This is a genomic window from Pseudomonas peli (genome assembly GCF_050563605.1).
Lineage (GTDB): Bacteria > Pseudomonadota > Gammaproteobacteria > Pseudomonadales > Pseudomonadaceae > Aquipseudomonas > Aquipseudomonas peli_A.
The window spans coordinates 131-20202 of the sequence record NZ_JBNXUH010000014.1; the positions used below are offsets into that span (position 1 = coordinate 131).

General features: G+C 62.4%; 15 protein-coding genes. 8 read left to right on the top strand and 7 right to left on the bottom strand.

Annotation, left to right across the window (positions count from 1 at the left end):
- Positions 1 to 78 precede the first annotated feature (78 nt).
- The 4 genes from nhaC (at position 79) to rlmF (ending at position 4624) form a co-directional block, all read left to right on the top strand.
- A complete protein-coding gene (gene nhaC, locus ACQ4LH_RS16215; protein ID WP_430698098.1) occupies positions 79 to 1542 on the top strand; it encodes a Na+/H+ antiporter NhaC in 1464 nt (487 codons plus the stop codon).
- Between the two features lie 213 nt (positions 1543 to 1755).
- A complete protein-coding gene (gene nhaD / locus ACQ4LH_RS16220) occupies positions 1756 to 3132 on the top strand; it encodes a sodium:proton antiporter NhaD (RefSeq protein ID WP_430698099.1) in 1377 nt (458 codons plus the stop codon).
- A gap of 55 nt (positions 3133 to 3187) precedes the next feature.
- On the top strand, positions 3188 to 3484 hold the full coding sequence (locus ACQ4LH_RS16225) for a winged helix-turn-helix domain-containing protein (protein ID WP_430698100.1): 297 nt from the start codon (positions 3188 to 3190) through the stop codon (positions 3482 to 3484).
- 114 nt (positions 3485 to 3598) lie between these two features.
- Entirely contained in the window at positions 3599 to 4624 is a 1026-nt protein-coding gene (gene rlmF / locus ACQ4LH_RS16230; RefSeq protein ID WP_430698101.1) for a 23S rRNA (adenine(1618)-N(6))-methyltransferase RlmF, read from the top strand.
- A gap of 4 nt (positions 4625 to 4628) precedes the next feature.
- Here rlmF and ACQ4LH_RS16235 read toward each other — a convergent pair whose 3' ends face one another.
- On the bottom strand, positions 4629 to 5867 hold the full coding sequence (locus tag ACQ4LH_RS16235; RefSeq protein WP_430698103.1) for an SLC13 family permease: 1239 nt from the start codon (positions 5865 to 5867) through the stop codon (positions 4629 to 4631).
- Positions 5868 to 6100: 233 nt separating this feature from the next.
- On the bottom strand, positions 6101 to 7468 hold the full coding sequence (locus ACQ4LH_RS16240; RefSeq protein ID WP_430698104.1) for a choice-of-anchor I domain-containing protein: 1368 nt from the start codon (positions 7466 to 7468) through the stop codon (positions 6101 to 6103).
- Between the two features lie 172 nt (positions 7469 to 7640).
- On the opposite strand from ACQ4LH_RS16240, the gene ACQ4LH_RS16245 reads away from it, so the two are divergent.
- Positions 7641 to 8435, top strand: a complete 795-nt coding sequence (locus tag ACQ4LH_RS16245) for a substrate-binding periplasmic protein (RefSeq protein ID WP_430698105.1) — start codon at positions 7641 to 7643, stop codon at positions 8433 to 8435.
- Between the two features lie 121 nt (positions 8436 to 8556).
- The gene (locus ACQ4LH_RS16250; protein ID WP_430698106.1) at positions 8557 to 9699 is read left to right on the top strand and encodes an ABC transporter substrate-binding protein; all 1143 of its coding nucleotides are present in this window, start codon (positions 8557 to 8559) and stop codon (positions 9697 to 9699) included.
- 20 nt (positions 9700 to 9719) lie between these two features.
- Here the strand turns inward: ACQ4LH_RS16250 and ACQ4LH_RS16255 are convergent, their stop codons facing one another.
- The 5 genes from ACQ4LH_RS16255 to ACQ4LH_RS16275 form a co-directional block, all read right to left on the bottom strand.
- On the bottom strand, positions 9720 to 11039 hold the full coding sequence (locus ACQ4LH_RS16255; RefSeq protein WP_430698107.1) for an ABC1 kinase family protein: 1320 nt from the start codon (positions 11037 to 11039) through the stop codon (positions 9720 to 9722).
- Positions 11040 to 11075: 36 nt separating this feature from the next.
- On the bottom strand, positions 11076 to 11867 hold the full coding sequence (locus ACQ4LH_RS16260; RefSeq protein ID WP_430698108.1) for a substrate-binding periplasmic protein: 792 nt from the start codon (positions 11865 to 11867) through the stop codon (positions 11076 to 11078).
- 111 nt (positions 11868 to 11978) lie between these two features.
- Positions 11979 to 15413 carry an SbcC/MukB-like Walker B domain-containing protein gene (locus ACQ4LH_RS16265; protein ID WP_430698109.1) on the bottom strand — a complete coding sequence of 1145 codons (3435 nt, stop codon included), beginning with the start codon at positions 15411 to 15413 and terminating at the stop codon, positions 11979 to 11981.
- The gene (gene sbcD / locus ACQ4LH_RS16270; protein WP_430698110.1) at positions 15410 to 16630 is read right to left on the bottom strand and encodes an exonuclease subunit SbcD; all 1221 of its coding nucleotides are present in this window, start codon (positions 16628 to 16630) and stop codon (positions 15410 to 15412) included. The genes ACQ4LH_RS16265 and sbcD overlap by 4 nt, the downstream gene beginning before the upstream one ends.
- A gap of 2 nt (positions 16631 to 16632) precedes the next feature.
- Positions 16633 to 17052, bottom strand: a complete 420-nt coding sequence (locus ACQ4LH_RS16275) for an Lrp/AsnC family transcriptional regulator (RefSeq protein ID WP_430698111.1) — start codon at positions 17050 to 17052, stop codon at positions 16633 to 16635.
- Between the two features lie 272 nt (positions 17053 to 17324).
- Here ACQ4LH_RS16275 and yjeH point away from each other — a divergent pair, with 272 nt between their 5' ends.
- Together yjeH and ACQ4LH_RS16285 are read left to right on the top strand one after the other, a co-directional pair.
- Positions 17325 to 18593, top strand: a complete 1269-nt coding sequence (yjeH, locus tag ACQ4LH_RS16280) for an L-methionine/branched-chain amino acid transporter (protein ID WP_430698112.1) — start codon at positions 17325 to 17327, stop codon at positions 18591 to 18593.
- Between the two features lie 74 nt (positions 18594 to 18667).
- Complete coding sequence (locus tag ACQ4LH_RS16285) at positions 18668 to 19993, top strand: TAXI family TRAP transporter solute-binding subunit (RefSeq protein WP_430698113.1); 1326 nt, start codon at positions 18668 to 18670, stop codon at positions 19991 to 19993.
- Positions 19994 to 20072 lie beyond the last annotated feature (79 nt).

Genomic DNA, 20072 nt, shown 5'->3' on the forward strand with positions numbered 1-20072 from the left:
GGGCTTTAGCCGCGAGTTTTAACAGCAAAGTCGCGGCTAAAGCCCCTCCCACGGTTCACCTGATCTACCGGTACACCCATGACTGATGCACGCTCCCCTTCCCTGCTCGATGCCCTGCTGCCGATTGGCGTGCTGGTATTGCTGCTGGGCCTTTCCGTTTACCTGTATGGCGACAGCTCCTCCAGCGGGCCGAACCAGATCGCGCTGATGAGCGCCGCCTTTGTCGCCGGCCTGGTCGGCCTGAAGAATGGCCTGCAGTGGGCGCAGATCGAGGAAGGCATCCTCGCTGGCATCCATATGGCGATGAAGGCCAACCTGATTCTGCTGGCGGTCGGCGCGCTGATCGGCACCTGGATTCTCGCCGGCACCGTGCCGACCATGATCTGGCTGGGCCTCAAGCTGATTTCCGCAGAATATTTCTACGTCACCAGCTGCCTGATCTGCGCACTCACCGCGCTATCCATCGGCAGCTCCTGGACCGTAGCCGGCACCCTGGGCATCGGCCTGATGGGCGTGGCCGCCGGTTTGGGCCTGGACCCGGCGATTACCGCTGGGGCGATCATTTCCGGCGCCTACTTTGGCGACAAGCTCTCGCCGCTGTCGGATACCACCAACCTGGCGCCCGCCGCTGCCGGGGCCGAGTTGTTTGCGCATATCCGCCTGATGCTGCGCACCACGGTGCCGGTGCTAGGCATTGCCCTGGTGCTGTTCTTTATCCTCGGCCAGCGCGCCGATGGTAGCCATGACACCGCGCGTATTGCCGAGGTGCTGCAGGCGCTGGAAAGTCAGTTCAGCCTGGGCTGGCATCTGCTGCTGCCAGTGGCGCTGCTGCTGTTTCTCGCGGTGCGCCAGTGGGCGGCCTTTCCGGCGGTGTTTGTCGCCGCGCTGCTCGGCGGCGTGTTCGCCGTGGTCTTTCAGCCCGAGGTGATGGCGCGCCTGGCTGACCCGGCGGCCGGCAACCTGGCGCCGCTGAAAACCGTGTGGACCGCGCTGTTCGCCGGCTATGAATCCAGCAGCGGCAACCCGGCGCTGGACGGCCTGCTGTCCAAGGGCGGCATGGCTAGCATGCTCACCACGGTGTGGCTGATCATCTGCGCCATGTGCTTTGGCGGCGTACTGGAAAAGCTCGGCCTGCTCCAGCGCCTGCTGCAAAGCACCCTGCACCTGGCGAAAAGCACCAGCAGCCTGATCGCCAGCACCATTGCCACCACCATCGGCACCAATATCATCACCGCCGACCAGTACATCGCCCTGGTACTGCCGGGCCGCATGTACCGCGCCGAGTATGAAAAACGCGGGCTGGCGCCGGTCAATCTGTCGCGCGCCCTGGAGGACGGAGGCACCCTGACCTCGGTACTGGTACCGTGGAACACCTGCGGCGCCTATATGGCCGCCACTCTGGGCGTGGCGACCCTGAGTTACCTGCCGTACTGCTTCTTCAACCTGCTGATGCCGCTGTTGGCCATCTGCCTGGCGTTTATCTTCCCGCCACAGCCCGTCATGCCGGCCAGCGCCGAACGCGACGACCTGTCGCAGGCTTGACCCCACAGCCGCCCGCAGCTGCGCATAACCGCGCCGCTGGGGCGCGGCAGCGCTAACCAATCAGTCAGAAAAACCCTGCGCAAGTCGCAGGCAGGCTCGCTGCGCGATAAATCCCCTCCCAATTTCTGAGCAATTCAGGCATCTTCGTCGACGCATCAAAAGCCTCCGGCACCTCTAATTCAATAAAAAAGCCCTGCAAATGGAATTCTGACCATGTATGCGTTGATGGCATTGATCTTTGTCCTCGGTTACCTGTGCATCGCCCTCGAACATCCCCTGAAAATCGATAAAGCCGCGTCGGCCATCCTGACTGCGGTGATTTGCTGGACCCTGCTGGTACTCGGCGCGGACAGCATTCTGCCGCTGATTGGTGCCGCCACCGCCGGGGCAAGTGGCAATGACCATCACGTCACCGAAGAGCTGCGCCATCATCTGGGCGAAATCTCCGAGATCCTGTTCTTCCTGATGGGCGCCATGACCATCGTCGAGCTGATCGACGCCCATGAAGGCTTCAAGGTCATCACCGACCGCATTCGCACCAACAAGCGCGTCACCCTGCTCTGGGTGGTGGCGCTGATCACCTTCTTCCTCTCGGCCGTACTGGACAACCTGACCACCACCATCGTCATGGTTTCGCTGCTGCGCAAACTGGTCGCCGATCAGAAAGAACGCTGGTTCTACGTCGGTATCGTGGTGATCGCCGCCAACGCCGGTGGCGCCTGGTCGCCGATCGGTGACGTAACCACCACCATGCTGTGGATCGGCAATCAGGTCACCACCAGCGGCATCATCGCCAACCTGTTTATCCCCAGCGTGGTCTGCCTGCTGGTGCCGCTGCTGGTGCTGAGTATGACCATGAAGGGCGAAATCCAACGCCCACTGCTCAGCGAATCCGATGAAGAGCGCCGCGACCCGACGACACCGTTCGAGCGCAACCTGGTGTTTATCCTGGGCATCGGCGCCCTGGTATTTGTCCCAGTGTTCAAGACCGTGACCCACCTGCCGCCGTATATGGGCATCCTGTTCGGCCTGGGCGTGCTCTGGGTGGTCACCGAAGTGATTCACCGCGGCAAGAACGACGAAGACAAGCACCCGCTGTCGGTCGTCGGCGTACTGCGACGCATCGACACCACCAGCGTGCTGTTCTTCCTCGGCATCCTGCTGGCGGTCTCCAGCCTGGCCACTGCCGGCCACCTGACCCAGGTCGCCACGCTGCTGCGTGAAAGCCTGGGCAATGTGTACGCGATCAATATCGCCATTGGCCTGCTGTCATCGGTAGTGGATAACGTGCCGCTGGTAGCCGGTGCGATGAAGATGTACCCACTGATCACTCCGGAAGCCCTGGCACTGGCCGGTGCAGACACCGCCTGGCTGAGCAACTTCCAGGTCAACGGCACCTTCTGGGAAATGCTCGCCTATTGCGCCGGCACCGGCGGCAGCTGCCTGATCATCGGCTCGGCGGCCGGTGTAGCGGCGATGGGCATGGAGAAGATCAACTTTATCTGGTACCTGAAGAAGATCAGCCTGCTGGCCTTCCTTGGTTATATCTCCGGTGCGGCCACCTATATAGCGATCGCCACCCTGAGCTGACCCTCAATCAGGCCGTGCGCCAGTGGCGCACGGCATCAAGCCAGGAACAGGACCCATGGACGTCAGTAAAACCCGCACCAGCTTCTACCGCCGTCTGTATGTCGCTTGGCTAATCGACAGCGGCGCAGCCACCAGCGTGCCGGCGCTGATGACCGCCACCGGCATGCCGCGGCGTACCGCCCAGGACACCCTGGCCGCCCTGGCCGAGCTGGATATCGACTGCGCCTTCCAGCAGGAAAGCGGCGAACGCAATAACGCCGGGCACTATGAGATTCGTGACTGGGGCGCGATCAATCCGCAGTGGATTGCCGCCAATCTGCCGCAGATCAAGGCCGTGCTTGGTTATCCCTGAACGAAACTGTCAGGCCAGGTGTAACCCGCTGCGCAGCTGATTTACTGCTATCGACAAGCACGCCGCGCCCAGCTGTGGGAAAATCCCGCGCCCCAAGCCTTAGATCCGCCTGCCATGTCCCTGCCGCCGAAACGCCCCAGCCGTAAACCTGCCGCACCACGCCCTGCCCCGAGCAAGCCCACCGGTACGCCCGATACGGCCAAGGGCCAGCTGCACCCGCGCAATCGCCACCGGGGGCGCTATGACTTTCCCGCGCTGATCAAGGCCAGCCCGGAGCTGGCGGCCTTTGTGATCATCAACCCCTACGGCAATGAGAGCATCGACTTCGCCAACCCGGCGGCGGTCAAGGTGTTCAACCGGGCGCTGCTCAAGCAGTTCTATGGCATCCAGCATTGGGATATTCCGGCGGATTATCTGTGCCCACCGATCCCCGGCCGCGCCGATTACCTGCATTACCTGGCCGACCTGCTGGCCAACAGCAATGGCGGCGAGATACCGCGCGGTGCCAAGGTGCGCGCGCTGGATATTGGCGTGGGCGCCAACTGCATCTACCCACTGCTGGGTAACCGCGAATATGCCTGGCAGTTTCTCGGCTCGGACATCGCCGCCAGTGCCATCGCCTCGGCCAAAACCATAGTGCAGGCCAACCCAGGCCTGGGCGAGGCCATTGAGCTGCGCCAGCAGAGCGACAGCACGCATATCTTCCAAGGGCTGCTGCAGCGCGATGAGCGCTTCGATCTGACCCTGTGCAACCCGCCCTTCCACGCCAGTGCGGAAGAAGCCAGCAGCGGCAGCAAGCGCAAATGGCGCAACCTCGGCAAACTCGACCCCAAGCGCAAACTGCCAGTGCTGAACTTTGGCGGCCAGTCGGCGGAGTTGTGGTGCAAGGGTGGCGAAGCGGCGTTTGTCAGCCAGCTGATCAAGGAAAGTGTCGAGGTCGGCCAGCAGGTGCTGTGGTTCAGCAGCCTGATTTCCAAGGCCGGCAACCTGCCGGGCGTTTACAGCGCACTGAAGAAGGCCGACGCGTTACAGGTACAGACGGTGGAAATGGCCCAGGGCCAGAAGCAGAGCCGCTTTGTCGCCTGGACCTTTCAGACGCCCGAACAGCAGCAGGCCTGGCGGCAGAACCGCTGGAAATAACGGCTTACCAGGGCAGCCAGCCGCCCAGCCCTAGCCACAGCCCCGCCAGGCCCATGCTGAGCAAGGTCACCGGCACGCCGCTACGGGCAAAGTCGACAAAGCTCAGCGGTACGCCCTGACGCCGCGCGCTTTCGGCGACGATCAGGTTGACCACGCTGCCGATCAGCAACAGGTTGCCTGCCAGCGTCGACATGATCGCCAGCCCCACCAGCATCGACTCGGACGCCTCGGGCTGCACGCCCAGCAGCAGAATCACGAAAGGCACATTGCCAATCAGGTTGCTGGCCAACAGCGACGCACTGGCCAGGGAAATCACTCCCTCGGGTAACAACCCCCACTCCCCTAGGCTGCTGGCCATACCGGCGACCTGCGGCAGGCTGAGCGCCGCGCCGGTGACTACAAACAGACCAGCGAACAGCAGCAACAGGTTCCAGTCGACCTTGTGCACATAGTCGCGGCTATCCACCCGCCGCGAAATCATCACCAGCGCGGCAATCAGCAGCGCAGAAACCTCCCGTGGCATGTCGGTGGAAAACAGCCCGAGCAGTACCAGGCTAGCCAGCAGCGGCTTGAGGTAACTGCGCAGACCGTAGATGCGCTCCACCGGGGTTTCTGCCTGCACCAGCGGCTTGGCCGTGCCCCAACGCTTGCGCCACTGCAGCCAGATCACCGCGTAGGTAATGGCTAACGCCGCCAGTGCCGGCGGGCCGGCAATCCAGGTGTAGGACCAGAAATCCAGGCCGCCGGCCTGGCCGATCAGGATGTTCTGCGGGTTGCCGATCAGGCTCGCAGATGAGCCGGCATTGCACGACAGCGCCAATGCCAGGAGAAACGGCCGCGGGTCGAGGCCACGGGCCAGCAGGCTATGGCACAGCAGCGGGGTCAGGACGAAGGCGACGATGTCATTGACCAGCAACGCCGACAGCACGCCGCCCAGCAGTACCACGCCCAACAGCAGCAGCGCGGGCTGCTCGGCATAGTGGCTGAGTTGCTGGTTAAGCCAGGCGTATACCCCGGAGAAGTCGAACTGCGCACTGATCAGCATCAGCGCCAGCAGCAGCAACAGCGCACCGGCATCCAGATGGCTGGCCGACTCGCTGGGTGACTGCGCGCCGCTGACCAGCAGCAATACCGCCGCGCAGCCGGCAATCCAGCTGCGATCGACGCGCAGGCCACGAATGCCCCCTGCGGCCATGCCCAGGTAGGTCAATACAAACAGAATTGAAACGACCCAGAAGGTCATGCGCCAGCCATCCCCTGTTACCCGCACGATTGCGCTGCAGCACTCTAAAGGGCCCGAGGCTGGCGGGGAACTGGCCGCCAAGAAAAAAGCACCAGGAGTGATTTTCAACGTCGCGCAGCGACGGCCAGAAGGGTGGCCGCCAGGGATGGCAGGCCATAAAAAGCCGGCGCAAAGGCCGGCTTGTTTGGCACTCGGCCAGACGCATGCAGCGCGCCTGGCCGGCAACAGGCGTATTACTTGAGCAATTCGAACAGCGCGACGTTGCCGCTCTTCTCCAGGCCGGTGACCAGGAAATGCCGACCGTTGTGTTCAACGTGAGCCAGACCTTCCGGCGCCAACAGGCCGGAACCTGCGCCTTCACCGGCGCCGATTACCTGCAGCACCTTGGGTTGCGCCGCTTGGTCCAGATCGATCAGGGCCAGGGCATCCGCACGCTCCAGGGTAGCCACCGCCAGACGCTTACCGAAGGCATCAAAACTCACCACACCTTCCGGTTCGCTGCCTTTGTTTGGGCTGCGTACATCCGGATAAACACCGGCCTGGGCGGCCATATCATCGAGCTGGCTGCCGGTGTCGCCGAGCAGCTTGCCGCTCATGGCATCGAACACGCTGACTGTGCGCCCACCACCGCTGGGCAGGCCAGCCTTGGTCTTGGCGATTTTCGGGTCGGTATCGCCTTCATCGGCGCTGATCAGGTAACGACCATCGGCGCTCACCGCCAGCGCATCGGGCTCGCGCAGGGCAAACAGCTCGGCCGCCGGTGCGTACTTGCCGTCATCGACGATATCCGCCGCATGGCGCACAGTGCCGACGCCAAACACCTTGTCCAGCTTGCCTTGCAGCACATCCACCACGGCAATCGCGTTGTTCTCTTGCAGGCTGACGAAGGCCCGCGCGCCGTCCGGGCTGAAGGTCACGTATTCCGGCTCGATATGCTCCGGGCTGGTGCCGAACGGCACTTTCAGCTCTTCGCCGTCGATCACCCGCTCCAGCAGACGCTGATGCTCGGCCTGAGTGGTGCCCTCGACACCCGCCAGGTCCGGCAGTTTGATCAGGCTGTGCTTGGCCGCTGCAACGCCGCCGCGCAGGTCGATCAGACTGATCGAGCCTTCGCCACTGCGGAAACCCTCACCGTCGCGCACATAGCCTTCGCCTTCGTTGGCCACCACGATGAAGTCACCCTTCGGCGAGAACGCCAGGCTGTCCGGCCAGATGCCGATTTCCACGGTGTTGAGCAACTTGCCATCGGCCACCGAACGCAACTCGACCCGGCCGTTTTTCAGGCCATCGCTGTTGCGGATGCACACGGCAAACAGGTCTTCGCTGGGATGGAAAATCGCCGAGGTGATTTCCCCCGTGCCTGCTGCCACCAGGTTATGCCGGGCAATGCGGTTGAGGCCCTTGGTCGGGTCCAGCTGCAGTACATCCACCAAGCCTTCGGCGCTGTTGGAGACAATCACGCGCATGCTCGAGGCCTGTGCACTGACAATTTCAGTGCCGGCGGCAAAACCGCTCTGATACAACGCCAAGGGTTTAAGCTCCAGGGCCGAGGCCAATGGAGCCAGGGCAAACAGCGCACACAGTGTAGGGATTCGCAGCACAGCAACTATCCTTATGCAAAGACACGGGGATTGGACAAATCCGCAGCAGTCTTCACGCGCGCGATGACGTTTTAATGAAACATTAATGGCGTTTTATCTGCGCCTGCGCGGTGGTATTACTGGCTTATAACCACACGTACGCGATATTCCCGGTTGTCACTAAGGGGCTTCAATGAAGTGGAAAAACCTGTTCGTCGCCTTCTGCTTGCTGCTGGGCCTGCCCGCGCAAGCCAGCGAACAGCCTGAGCTGAAGATCAGTGTCGGTGACTGGCCGCCTTATCTGTCCAGCGAGTTGAAACACAACGGGGTGATCGCCCACCTGATCAGCGACCTGCTGGCCGATGAAGGCTATCGCGTCAGTTTCCAGTTTCTGCCCTGGCCACGGGCCTATGCTGCGGCGGCTGCCGGCCGCTTCGACGGCACCGCGGTGTGGATGCACAAGGCCGAGCGCGAGGCGGATTTTCTGTTCAGCGCTCCACTGCTTGATGAAAAGTTCGTGTTCTTTCACCTGAAAAGCCTGCCCTTTGACTGGCAGCGCTTTGACGACCTCACCGGCATGACCCTCGGCGGCGGCCTGGAATACAGCTACGGCGCGGATTTCGACGCCTTTCTCGCCGAGAACAAGGTGAAGATCGAGCGCGTCTCCAACGACCAGCAGAACTTCGACAAGCTGCTCAAGGAACGCGTGGTGCTCTACCCGCAGGAGATGAACGTGGGCTACGCCGCCCTGCGCAGCCACTTCAGTACGGAGGATCAGGCCAAGATCACCCATCACCCCAAGCCGCTACTGGTCAATCTCAGCTACCTGATGCTGTCGAAAAGCCTGGAAGGCAGCCCGGCGCTGCTCGAGCGCTTCAATAAACGCCTGCAGCTCTACCGTGACAGTGGGCGTTATCAGCGTTATTTCGATGATCTACAGCAAGGCAAGTACCAGCAGGAGCCATCAGCATCAACGGCAAGCGAGTAAAGCCCGGTCTTTTATGCACAACTGACTAGAGTGTTTTAGAGGATCACATGCATACCCAGAATAAGAAGAAATGGAAGGACGGGCCCTGCAGTGGCCTGCAACCATGGCAAGGAGCCTATCGATGACCTTTCGACAGCGGCTGTACGGCCTGGTCACCAGCTGCCTGCTGCTGCCGGGTTTTGCCAGCGCAGCGGAGCCTGGCCTGAGCACGGATGAAGTACGGATCGGCATGGTCAACGCGCAGAGCGGCCCTGCGGCGGCCCTGGGTTTGGGCATGCTCAATGGCGCCCAGGCCTACTTCAAGCGCGTCAACGCCGAAGGCGGAGTGCACGGCCGACGGATCAACCTGCTCAGCCTGGACGACGGCTACGAGCCCAGCCAAACCGCCGCGCATACCCGCAGCCTGCTGAAAACCCAACAAGTGTTCGCCCTGCTCGGTTATGTCGGCACGCCCACTTCACGCGCCGCCGTGCCGCTGGCGTTGCGGGCGCAGGTGCCTTACCTGTTCCCGTTCACTGGTGCAGAATTCTTGCGTACACCGGCGAAACCTGGGGTATTCAATATTCGCGCTTCCTATATCGAGGAAACCGAGCAACTGGTCGAGCGCGTGACCCAAGACCTCAAGCTGAGCAAGATCGCCATCCTGATGCAGGACGACTCCTTCGGTGAGTCGGTCAAGGGCGGCCTTAACGGCGCCCTGCTCAAGCGCGAGCTGAAGATTCATGCGCAGGCGCGCATCCAGCGCAACTCGCTGGACGTGACTGCGGCCATCAAGGCCCTGCAGCGCACCCAACCGGAAGCGGTGTTCTTTGTCGGCACTTACAGGCAGCTGGCGGCCGTGATCAAGCAGGCGAAAGCGCTGGGCTTCAATACGCGCTTTATCAGCGTGTCGTTTATCGGCACCGAAGGCTTTATCCGCGAGGCGGGTAACGACGGCGACGGGGTCTATATAACCCAGGTGGTGCCCTCCCCGCACGACAGCTCGCTGGCTCTAGTGCAGGCCTATCAGGCCGATATGCAGCCCGCAGACTTTGACCATGCTTCGCTGGAGGGTTATATCGGCGCGGCGGTGTTTACTCAGGCGCTGCGCAAGGCCGGCGCTGAACCGACACGGGAGGCGTTTCTTGACGCGCTGGAACACCTCGAAACGGACCTGGGAGGCTTCAAGGTGGCGTTCTCTCGCAGCCAGCATCAGGGCTCCAGCGCGGTATACCTGACCCGTATCGAGAATGGCCAAGCCATACCCGTCAAGACCATGCGCTAGAGCTGCCGCGCAGTTGCGGCTTAGCGCCCGGCCAATTGCCCCTGCAGCAGATCGGCCACCGGCAGCGCCACACCGAGGCGGCTGAGGTTCCAGTAATGCCCTTCCAGCGTGCGATTGACCAGCAAGGTAGCCGGTGCCGGTTGCAAGCTGCCCAAGGCCCCCAGCACATCGGGCAACAGCCGTTGCACCTGTTCATGCAGCGGCGTGGCGGCAAAGTCCCAGTGCACACCAGGCTGCAACAGCGGCCCGAGCAAACCATGCAGCTGGCGGTACAAACCATAGGGCGTGGTGGATTTCGGCTGGCGTGTACCGAGCGCCTGGAAGGCCTTTTCCAGCTGCTCGCCGTCGCGGGCCTGCAACGCCTTGTAGGTTTGCACATAGGCCGCCAGTAGCGGCGCGGACAGCGCCTGCACGCAGCCGAAGTCATACACCACCAGCTCACCCGCCGCGGTGTAGGCGAAATTGCCCGGATGCGGATCGGCATGCAGCAGACCCAGCTCGAAGGCCTGAGCACTCAACCAGCGCACCAGGGTCAAGGCCAGCCGCTCACGCACCTCGGCACTGGCCTGGCTGACCTCGGCAAACGGTAAGCCGGCTTCCTCGCTGAGCGCCAGCACGCCGGGTCGGCAAAGGTCTTCCTGCGGTTGCGGCAGGCGCAAGCCCGGCCAATCGGCGAAATGCGCGCGAAAGTCCTGCAAGCGACGCATCTCCGCGGGGTAATCCAGCTCGGCCTCAATCACCGCCGCCAGTTCCTGATACAGGCCTTCCAGCTGCTCGGCCGGCGCGCGGAACAAGCGCCCCAGCGGTAGCAAACGGCGCAGTTGACGCAGATCCGCCTGGCAGATTTCGGCGATACCGGGATATTGCACCTTGAGCACCAGCGCCCGCCCATCCGCCGCTATAGCGCGATGCACCTGGCCGAGGGACGCGGCGGCAAAGGGATGTTCGTCGATCTGCTGAAAAAACTGCCCGAGGTCCGCGCCATACACCTGCTGCAGATGCCCGCGCAGCGCGCTGAAGGGCAAGGCCGGCACACGGTTCTGCAGCGAGGCCAACGCCAGTGCCACCGGCTCAGGAAGCACACCCTGCCACTGCGAAGCCATTTGTCCCAGTTTCAGCACCGGGCCTTTCATCTCGCCCAGCACATCGGTGAGCAGATCGCCCACCGGCTGCCAATCAATCCCGCTGCGCCCTGGTCGCAAACTCTGCCCCAACACGCTGCCACTAATACGCGTAGCGGTGCCCGCCAACGTAAGAAAACGCCCAAGCGCAGAGGCAGACGGTGGAGCGGCGGGAGACTTGGCCATACGGCAATACTCATCGAGGCGAAGCACGATCATGCGCCTGCGCTTGGCAGGCACCAAGCATTAACCGGCTCAGGGCTGAGAACGTGCCAGAAAATCCCGCACCTGCTGCTGATAGGTCACCGACTCGCGCTGACGCTCAATTTCATCCCAGATACGCGCGGCATACGCGGGGTTAGCCGCCACATAGGCATTGGACAGCATCAGGTAGTAGGCCTTCTCTTCCAGCGGCAGTTTGACCTTCTCCAACCGCGCCGCCAGCTCAGGGTTGGCCTGCAGCACAAAGTCGCCGCGCAGACTCTGCAGCGCCGCCGCTTCGATGCGTTTATGTCTAAGCATCTGCAACAGCGCCAAGGGATCGCGGCTGGTTTCATCCACCTCGGCGCCCTGGGCACGAATAAAATCGACAATCGAAAAGCCGCTCAGGGAACCAACTCGCCCGTGCAACTGGCGAAACTCCTCGCCGTTCCAGCTCACCGGGCTGCCCTTGCGCCGGTACAGGGCGTAGATAGAGGTGTGCAGGCGTTTGCGCTCATCCAGGCGACCATCGGCATCCTGCGGGTAGCGGCCAAGAAGCAGACGCTCCTCCTTGAAGCTGGAGGCAAAGGCGCCGTCATAAGTGCCTTGGGCGAGCCCGGACAGGCAGCGCTTCCAGGGCACGGCAACGAAACTGAACTGCAGCGGCAAGGCCTCGTCGACCAGACGCAGCAACTGCAGATTGAGCCCGCTGCCGTCGGTCATCACCCAGGGGTAGGAGTTTTGATCCTCATAACAGAGAGTCAAGGCCTCGGCCGAACGCGGGGCCGCATGGACATCAACAACCAGGCAATAGCAGCACAGCAGGCAGATCAACAGCTTGACCAAGTGCAATGCTCCGAGACAGAGGTAACCGCAGCTCCTGGCGGATTTAGAGACCGCTTCCTGCGCGCTAAGCCTCAGTATAGGTAGGCATGGCCAAAGCAACGCTGGCGCAGATCAATTGTCCCGCGCATTCACCGCAAAGCGCTTATCCAGGCCGCTGTAGCCCATGCCGACACCCTTGTGCACTTTCAGCTGCACGGGGATGCGCTCCTTGAGTGCCTCGACGTGGCTGATTACGCCAATCATCTTGCCGCTGGCATTGAGGTTATCCAGGGCGTCCAGAGCCACTTCCAGGGTTTCACCGTCCAATGTGCCGAAGCCTTCATCGAGAAACAGCGAGTCGATGCTGGTCTTGTGGCTAACCAGATCGGACAGCGCCAAGGCCAGGGCCAGGCTGACCAGAAAGCTCTCGCCGCCGGACAGGGTCTTGGTGTCGCGCGCTGCATCGGCCTGCCAGGTGTCGATCACCTCCAGCTCCAGTTCACCACTGCTGCGCCGCGCCAACTGGTAGCGACCATGCAGGCGCTCGAGCTGCTGATTGGCCAGGTAGACCAGATGATCCAGGGTCAGGCCCTGGGCGAACTTGCGGTATTTGGCGCCATCGGCCGAACCGATCAAGCTGTTGAGCTGCTGCCACAGGTCGTATTCACCCTGCTTGGCGCTGATCGCGGCGAACAGGCTCTGCTGACTTTGCCGGCGCGCATCATCGCCCTGTAGCTGGGCGCGGATTTCGCCCTGGCGTTCACTCAGGGCTTTGAGCTGGGCATTAAGGGCGAGCAGTTCTTCATCCAACTCCGCCAGGCTGAGCATGGTGGCCGGGCTGGCTTGTAGAGCTGCCAATTGCTGCGCGGCAGCACTGGCCAGGGCCTGAGCATCGCTCAAGGCTTTATCCAGACGCTGACGCAATTGCTGCAACGCGGCGCGCTGAACGTCATCAAGCAAAGCGGCCCGATAATCGGCCTCGGCATTAAAGGGGCTGGCAACTAGAGCGGCCGACCACTGCTGTTCGGCCTGTTGCAAGCGCGCCTGGTCACCCTGCAGACGGCTGGCCAACGCCTGACGGCTACCAGCCAACTGCTGCTGACGGCGCTGCGCCTCTTCCAGCTGAACCTGCGCCTGCTGCAAGGCTGCCTGAACATCGGCGAGCTTGCCCAAGGCCGGCTGATCGGCCAGATCCAATGCAGCCCAACGCTGCTGCCAGAGTTGGGCCCGTTGCACAGCAGCCAGCAGGCCATGGTCCAGCTCACTGAGTTCGCGCTGTAAATCCAGGTTTTGCTGCTGATTGTGCTGCCAGCGTTGCCACTCTGTTTGGCGCTCGGTGAGCCAGGCGCTGGCGTCGTCCGGCAGCTGATAGCCGAACGACGCCAGGGCTTGGCTTAGGCTGGCGGTGCGTTCGTCGGCAACCTGCAACAGCTGCTGCAGGCGCAATTGGCCTTGGTCAACCTGCTCCTGGCGTTGCTGCATTTGCAGACGATTAAGCGCCTGCTGCTGTTCCAGCTCGGTGCACAACTGCTGCAAGACCAACCGCGCCTGCTGGCGCTGCTCAAGGTTGCTGTTGAGCTGTTGCAGCTGCGCAAGGCACTGCTGCAGTTGTTGCAACTCAACGCTCTGTTGCGCCTGTTGCTCAGCCAGCGCACTGGCATCGGCCAGTGGGTTTTCCAGCTGCGCATTAAGCGCCTGCCAGCGCTCGCCCTGCTCAGCCTGAGTCTGCTGGCCACGCTCAAATTGCTGTTGCTGCTGCTCCAGGCGTGCGGCGAGCTTTTCCAGTTCGCCAGCCAGTTGCCGACCTTGTTCGGTCAGGGCCTCAAGCTCGTTGCGCTTGCTGTTGAGCAACGCCTTGGTCGCCGAAACGTCCAGGGCCTGATAAGCGCTGATTGCCGGGTGCGACTCGGAGCCGCACAGCGGGCAGGCCTCGCCGGCTTGCAGTTGAGCGCGATGGGCTTCCAGGGCCTGGATACGCTGCTCCTGCTCCAGCAGTTTTTCTTGGGCTTGCACCTGTTGCTGCAAGTCCTTGTAACTCAGGCGCAACTGAGCCACCTCGGCACCCTTGGCCTGATGCTGCTCACGCAACAGCGTCAGGGCGCTGACCAACTGGGTTTGCTCGATTGCCAGACGCTGTTGGGTCGTGGCCAATTCGCTCAGTTGATTCAGTAGGCCGCCCTGGATATGCAGCTGCTGCCAGCGCTCACGCAAGGCTGCCTCACTGCGCCCGGCCAGCAACGCATGCTGTTGCTGCTGCGCGGCGTCTTCCTGCTCGCGCGCTTGCTGCAGACGAACCTGCTCAGTGCTGAGCTGTTCCGCCTGCTGGCCGAGATGCGTTTGCAAGGCGGCGATGGCTTCTTGCAGTTGCTGCTGGCTCAGTTGCAGCTGGGCGATTTCTCCGGCCAGTTGCTGACGTGTTTTAAGTTGCTCGCCCCAACTGCCCAGTTGCTCACCCAGAAGGCCATGCTGCGGCTGCGCGGCCAGTTGCTGCTGCAACGCCTGCAGGCGCTCGGCCAGCTGCTGACGCTGCGCTTGGCAATCGGCAAGCAGCAAGGCGCTAAGTTCGCGGGCCTGCCAGCTGTGCTCCGCAATGGACTGATCAACACTTCGCTGCTCGGCGGTATTCTGCTGTAGGCCCTGCTCGGTCTGCGTCAGGCTGTGGCGGGCCTGCTGCCAGTCATGGTGCAACGGCTGCAAACGCAGTGCCGGTTCGCTGGCGGCCAATTGCGCCAGCTGCGGCTCGGCCTGCTGTAAGTCACCCTGCGCCGCCTGCTCAGCCTGCTGGCTGGCGTGCAACTGAGCCTGGGTTTTGCTCAGGTCTTCACACCAGCGGCGCTGGCGCTGCAATTCGTCTTGCTGTAGGCCCAGCGCTGCTTCATCAATAGCCAGCTGCTCGGCCTGCGCTTGCAGCTCAATGCGCTGCTCTTCGCTGAGCAGTTCGACGCCTTCGGCCTTGGCGCGTAGCTGGTCGAGGGCGACCTTGACCTCGCGACACTGCTCAAACACCCGCTGGGAAATCTGCCCGTAGATATCGGTGCCGGTCAGCTCTTCCAGCAGCTCGGCACGCTGGTTGGCATTGGCTTCGAGAAAGGCTGCAAAACCGCCCTGGGCCAGCAGCATGGACTTGGTAAAACGCTCGAAATCGAGGCCCGTCAGGCGCTCGGTTTCGCGCAGCTTCTCGTTGATTTTGTCAGTGATGATCTGACCATCGGCGGCGGCCAGTTCCACCTTGGGTGCTTGCAGCGCGCCATCGGCTTTATCGCGGGCACGGCGCTGGCTCCAGAACGCGCGGTAGACAACGCCTTTGACCTCGAATTCGACCTCAGCCAGGCAGTCTGCAGTGTGTCGACTCATCAACTCATTGGCGCTGGCCGACACCGTATTCATACGCGGGGTGCGGTGATACAACGCCAGGCAGATGGCGTCGAGCAGCGTGGTTTTGCCCGCGCCAGTCGGCCCGGTGATGGCGAACAGACCGTTGTCTTTAAACGGCTCGGCGGTGAAATCGATCTTCCACTCACCCTTGAGCGAATTGAGGTTTTTCAGGCGCAGGCTAAGGATCTTCATACTTCGCCCTCGCGCAATTCGCTCACCACCTGTTGATACAGCCCCAGCAGGCGCGCCTGCTCGGTTTCGTCCAGGCTTTCGCTGCTTAGCCGTTGGGCGAAAACATCCTCCACGCTGAGCTCATCCAGGGTTTCCTTGGCCTGGCCCTGCAGGCTGGCGCTGGCATTGCCACGCTCGCGGCGGATACGCAACACTTCCACCGGCCGACCCTCACACAGCTCGGCGATACGCAGTTGCAAGTCACTCAAATAGTCATCGGTGCCGACCAGCACTTCCAGCCAAACCGGCTGCTCGGCGCTACCCTGCTTGGCCGCTTCCTGAATGGCGACTTCAAGTTCTTTAAGCGAGCCGCGCAGCGACAACAGCGGCTGAAAACGCGGCACCGGCAATGGCTGAATACTGCGCAAACCGCTGCCATTCAGCTCAACCAGCAGCACTTCCTTCTGCTGCCTGGCTTCATCGAAACTCAGCGCAATCGGCGAGCCGCAGTAGCGGATATGCTCCAGGCCGCCGACCTTCTGCGGGCGGTGAATATGCCCCAGGGCGATATAGGCCGCTGGCGGGAAAGCGCTGGTGGGAAAGGCCTCCAGGCTGCCGACATAGATCTCGCGCACCGAGTCGCTGGTGCTGGCACCGACTGTGGTCAGATGGCCCGTGGCAATAATCGGCAGCTCGCCGCCCAGCTCGGCACATTTCGCCTCGGCCAGGGCATAGAGGCTCTGGTAGTGCTGCTGGATCGCCTGCTGCAGCGACTGCTGTTTGTCCTGCGCACTCTGCCCGGCCTGGCTTTGCAGCACATCGCGTGGGCGGATAAAGGGGATACCGCAGAGAATCGCCCCCGGCGAGCCATCACGCCGATGCAGCACCAGCAGCTGCTCTTCCAAGTTCTCGCTAACGCCGGGAATCACCCGCGTACCCAGTTGCGCCAACAGCGTCTTGCTCTCACCGAGCATGGCCACCGAGTCATGGTTGCCGCCCAGCACTACCAGTTCGCAGCCGGTGGCGCGCAGCTCGACGATAAAGCGGTTGTACTGCTCGCGGGCATAGCTCGGCGGCGCGCCGGTGTCGAAGATATCGCCGGCGATCAGCACGACATCGACGGCCTGCTCGCGTACCTGTTCGATCAGCCAGGCGCAAAACGCCTGATGCTCGGCCTGGCGGGTCTTGCCCATAAAGTGCTGGCCAAGGTGCCAGTCAGAGGTGTGCAGGATGCGCATGCTTAGAACACCCAATCCTTGACCACCATATGAGTCTTGACTTTCTGCATCCCGGGAAAGTTCTCGATCTCGCCGCGAATCTCACTCAAACGCTGCATCGACGCGGCCTCGATGGACACCAGCATATCGGTCTCGCCACTGATGCCACTGCAGCGGCGCACCTCGGGGAACACGCGCATCAGCTCGACATAGTGCTCACAGCGCCCACCCTGGTAGAACAGCTCCAGATAGGCCTTGATCGCCCCATCGCCCGGCGCCGTCACCTGGGCGTGATAGCCGCTGATCACACCGGCCTGCTCCAGCTGACGAATGCGCTCGCTGACGGCCGAGCGCGACAGATTGACCTCGCGAGCGATCTGGCTGACGGGCAAACGCGCATCGGCGCGTAACAGGGCGAGTATCTGCTGATCGAACTTGTCCACAGGTCTTTCTCGACAATAAGGACCTGCTCAGAGGCTCGCGAGCTAGAGGTAAACGGTGGCGAAAAAACCGAGGAAGCGGAGTTTACGTGTTGTAAATGAGCATTCCGAGGCAGTTTTCAACGCCGTTTAGCCGAAGCGCAGCAGCCTGTGAGCAGGTCCGAGGCAATTTGACGGCCAATTCCGTCACTTTACCGGGTAACGCCGACGCTTCTACGGCGGTGTTTTGCAGGGCCGCGCCCTACCATAGCCGGCAAAACGCCAGAGCATACAACATGAGTCGTCTGAACCAGGAATTGGGCCTGCTGCAAGGGATTGGCCTGCTGAGTACCTCGCTGCTGGGCACCGGGATTTTCGTGATCCCGGCGCTGGCCGCCACTGCTGCCGGTGAGGCATCTTTATGGGCCTGGATGCTGTTGATCGCCCTGGTGCTGCCGGTGGCTTTTACCTTCGCTCAGCTGGGCCGCCACTTCCCCCATGCCGGCGGCGCGCCGCACCTGATTGGCCGCGCCTTCGGTGCACGGATGGAACGCCTAAGCGCCCTGCTGTTTCTCGCCGTGCTGCCTGTGGGTTTGCCGGCGGCGCTAAATATCGCCAGCGGTTTCTGGCAGGCGCTATTCGATCTCAGCCGTGGCCAGGCCTTGGCCATCCAACTGGGCACGCTCGTCGCCATGCTGTTGCTCGGCCAGCGCCCAGCCAAGGCCAGCGGGATGATTCAGGGCGCTATTGCCGTGGCGATTATCGCCACCATTGCGCTGATCTGGTGGGTCGGCGATCTGCCCGTCAGCAGTCAGCCACTGCTGCCACCCATCAACGGTTCCTGGCATCTGCTGCCGGCAGCGCTGGGGGTGATGTTCTGGTGTTTTGTCGGTATCGAGGCCTTTACCCATATGGGCGAGGAGTTCAAGAACCCCGAGCGCGACTTCCCCCTGGCCCTGCTGTTTGGCGTGCTGCTGGCTGGCCTGGTGTATTGGGCCTGCTCGGTGGCGGTGCTGAGTTTGCATACCTACGGCGATGTGCAGACCGATGCGGCATCGCTGCCGCGTATGCTCGACCTGCTGCTGGGCGACCAGGCGCGCTGGATCGCCGCCACTGTGGGTTACCTGGCCTGCTTCGCCTCAATGAACGTGTATATGCAGGGCTTCGCCCGACTGATCTGGAGCCTGGCCGACGAGGGCAAGCTGCCAACCAGCCTGGCCCAGCGCAACCAGCACGGCGCACCGGCCCGCGCCCTGTTGCTGGTGATCCTCAGCTGCGCCCTGTGCGCCAGCCTGGCCAGCGTGCTTGAGCTGACGGTGGATGACCTGATCCGCTACGCCAATGGCAATTTCGTCCTTATCTACCTGCTGAGCATGGCCGCCGGCTGGGTACTGCTGCGCGGCATCTGGCGCTGGCTGGCCGCATTCAGCGCGCTGCTGTGCGCCCTGGTGCTGCTGATGCTGGGTATGGATGCCGGGTATGCCCTGGGCTTGCTGGTGGTGCTCGGGTTACTAGACCGCTGGCGCGAGCAGCGCAGCATGCGCCTGGCTGGCGTAAGCAGCTGATCAGAACACACTCGGCATTTAGCTTGGCCAGTCATTGCGGCTATCCTCAGCCAAGTTAATGACAAGGACTGACCATGCGCCGCATTCTTCATGACCTGAAAATTCTGATCCTTACCAACCTGTGGATCGTGCCGGTAATTGCAGGCTTGGTTGGCGCGCTGTTCTATTTCGCTGCGCCGCCGCCACCGATGCATGCGCGCATGGCCACCGGCGCCGTAGGTGGTGGCTACCATGCGTTTGGCGAGCGTCTGCAGGCTGAGCTGGAGTTGCAGGGCTTTACCCTGGAATTGGTTGAGAGCGCAGGCTCTGAAGACAACCTGGGCAAACTCGGCAGCGGCGAAGTGGAGCTGGCGCTGGTGCAGAGCGGCCAGGAACTAACCCTTAGCGACGAAGCGCGCGGCAAGCTCAATGGTCTGGGCGTGATGTACCGTGAGCCGCTGTGGCTGTTTCTCGGTGACAAGGTCAAATTCGAGCGGCTGAGCGATCTGATGAAACTGCGCCTGGCTGTAGGCTCGCAGGGCAGCGGCACCCAGGCGGTGACTGCAGCCTTGTTCGCGGCCAATCGTATTGAACCGGCGCAGTACCCCAAGCGCTGGCAGCAATTGGGCGGCAGCAACGCCGCCGATGCGCTGATTGCGGGCAAGCTGGACGCCGCCTTCTTTATCGGCCCGGCGGAAAACGCGCTGATTCAGCGCCTGGCGGCGGAACCCAAGGTGCGCCTGGTCAGCCTACGGCGCACCGAAGCCTACCTGGCGCGCTTGCCGTATCTGAGCCAGCTGCAGGTAGGCGAAGGCATGCTCGATATGGCGCAGAACACTCCGGATCGCGACATCGTCACCCTCGGCCCGGTTGCCACCCTGGTAGCCGGCGAGGAGTTCCACCCCTCTCTCACCCCGCTGATCCTCGAAGCAGCGAAAACCGTGCTGAAAAACGGCAGCCTGCTCGATCCGGCCGGCAGCTACCCGGCCAAACCGCCGCTGTCACTGAACACTCTGGGCGAAGCCGATTACTACTACGACAAGGGCCTGCCGATCCTGCAGCGCTACCTGCCGTTTCGCATCGCCTCGCTGGCGGACCGCTACATCATCCTGGCCATTCCGCTGCTGGTGCTGCTGTTCCCGCTGTTCAAGGCCGTCGGCCCGATCTATCAGTGGCGCATCCGCGCGCGTATCTACCGCTGGTACAAGCACCTGCGCGAGATCGATCAGCAGCTGTACAAGGGCAAGCTGCCCAGCGACCTGGACGCAGAGATCGCCCGCCTGGAGCGTTTGGAAGACGAGCTGGCACGGGTCGAAGTGCCGCTGTCCTACTCCAGCGAGCTGTACCAGCTGCATATGCACCTGCGCTATATGATCGAGCGCCTGAACGCGCTGAAGCAGCGCCAGTTGACGGCCAGCTAAGCCCGCCGAACAAGCCGCCGCCCACAGTTATTGCAGACAAAGAAAACCCCGCCAAAGCTAAGCCCTGGCGGGGTTTTGC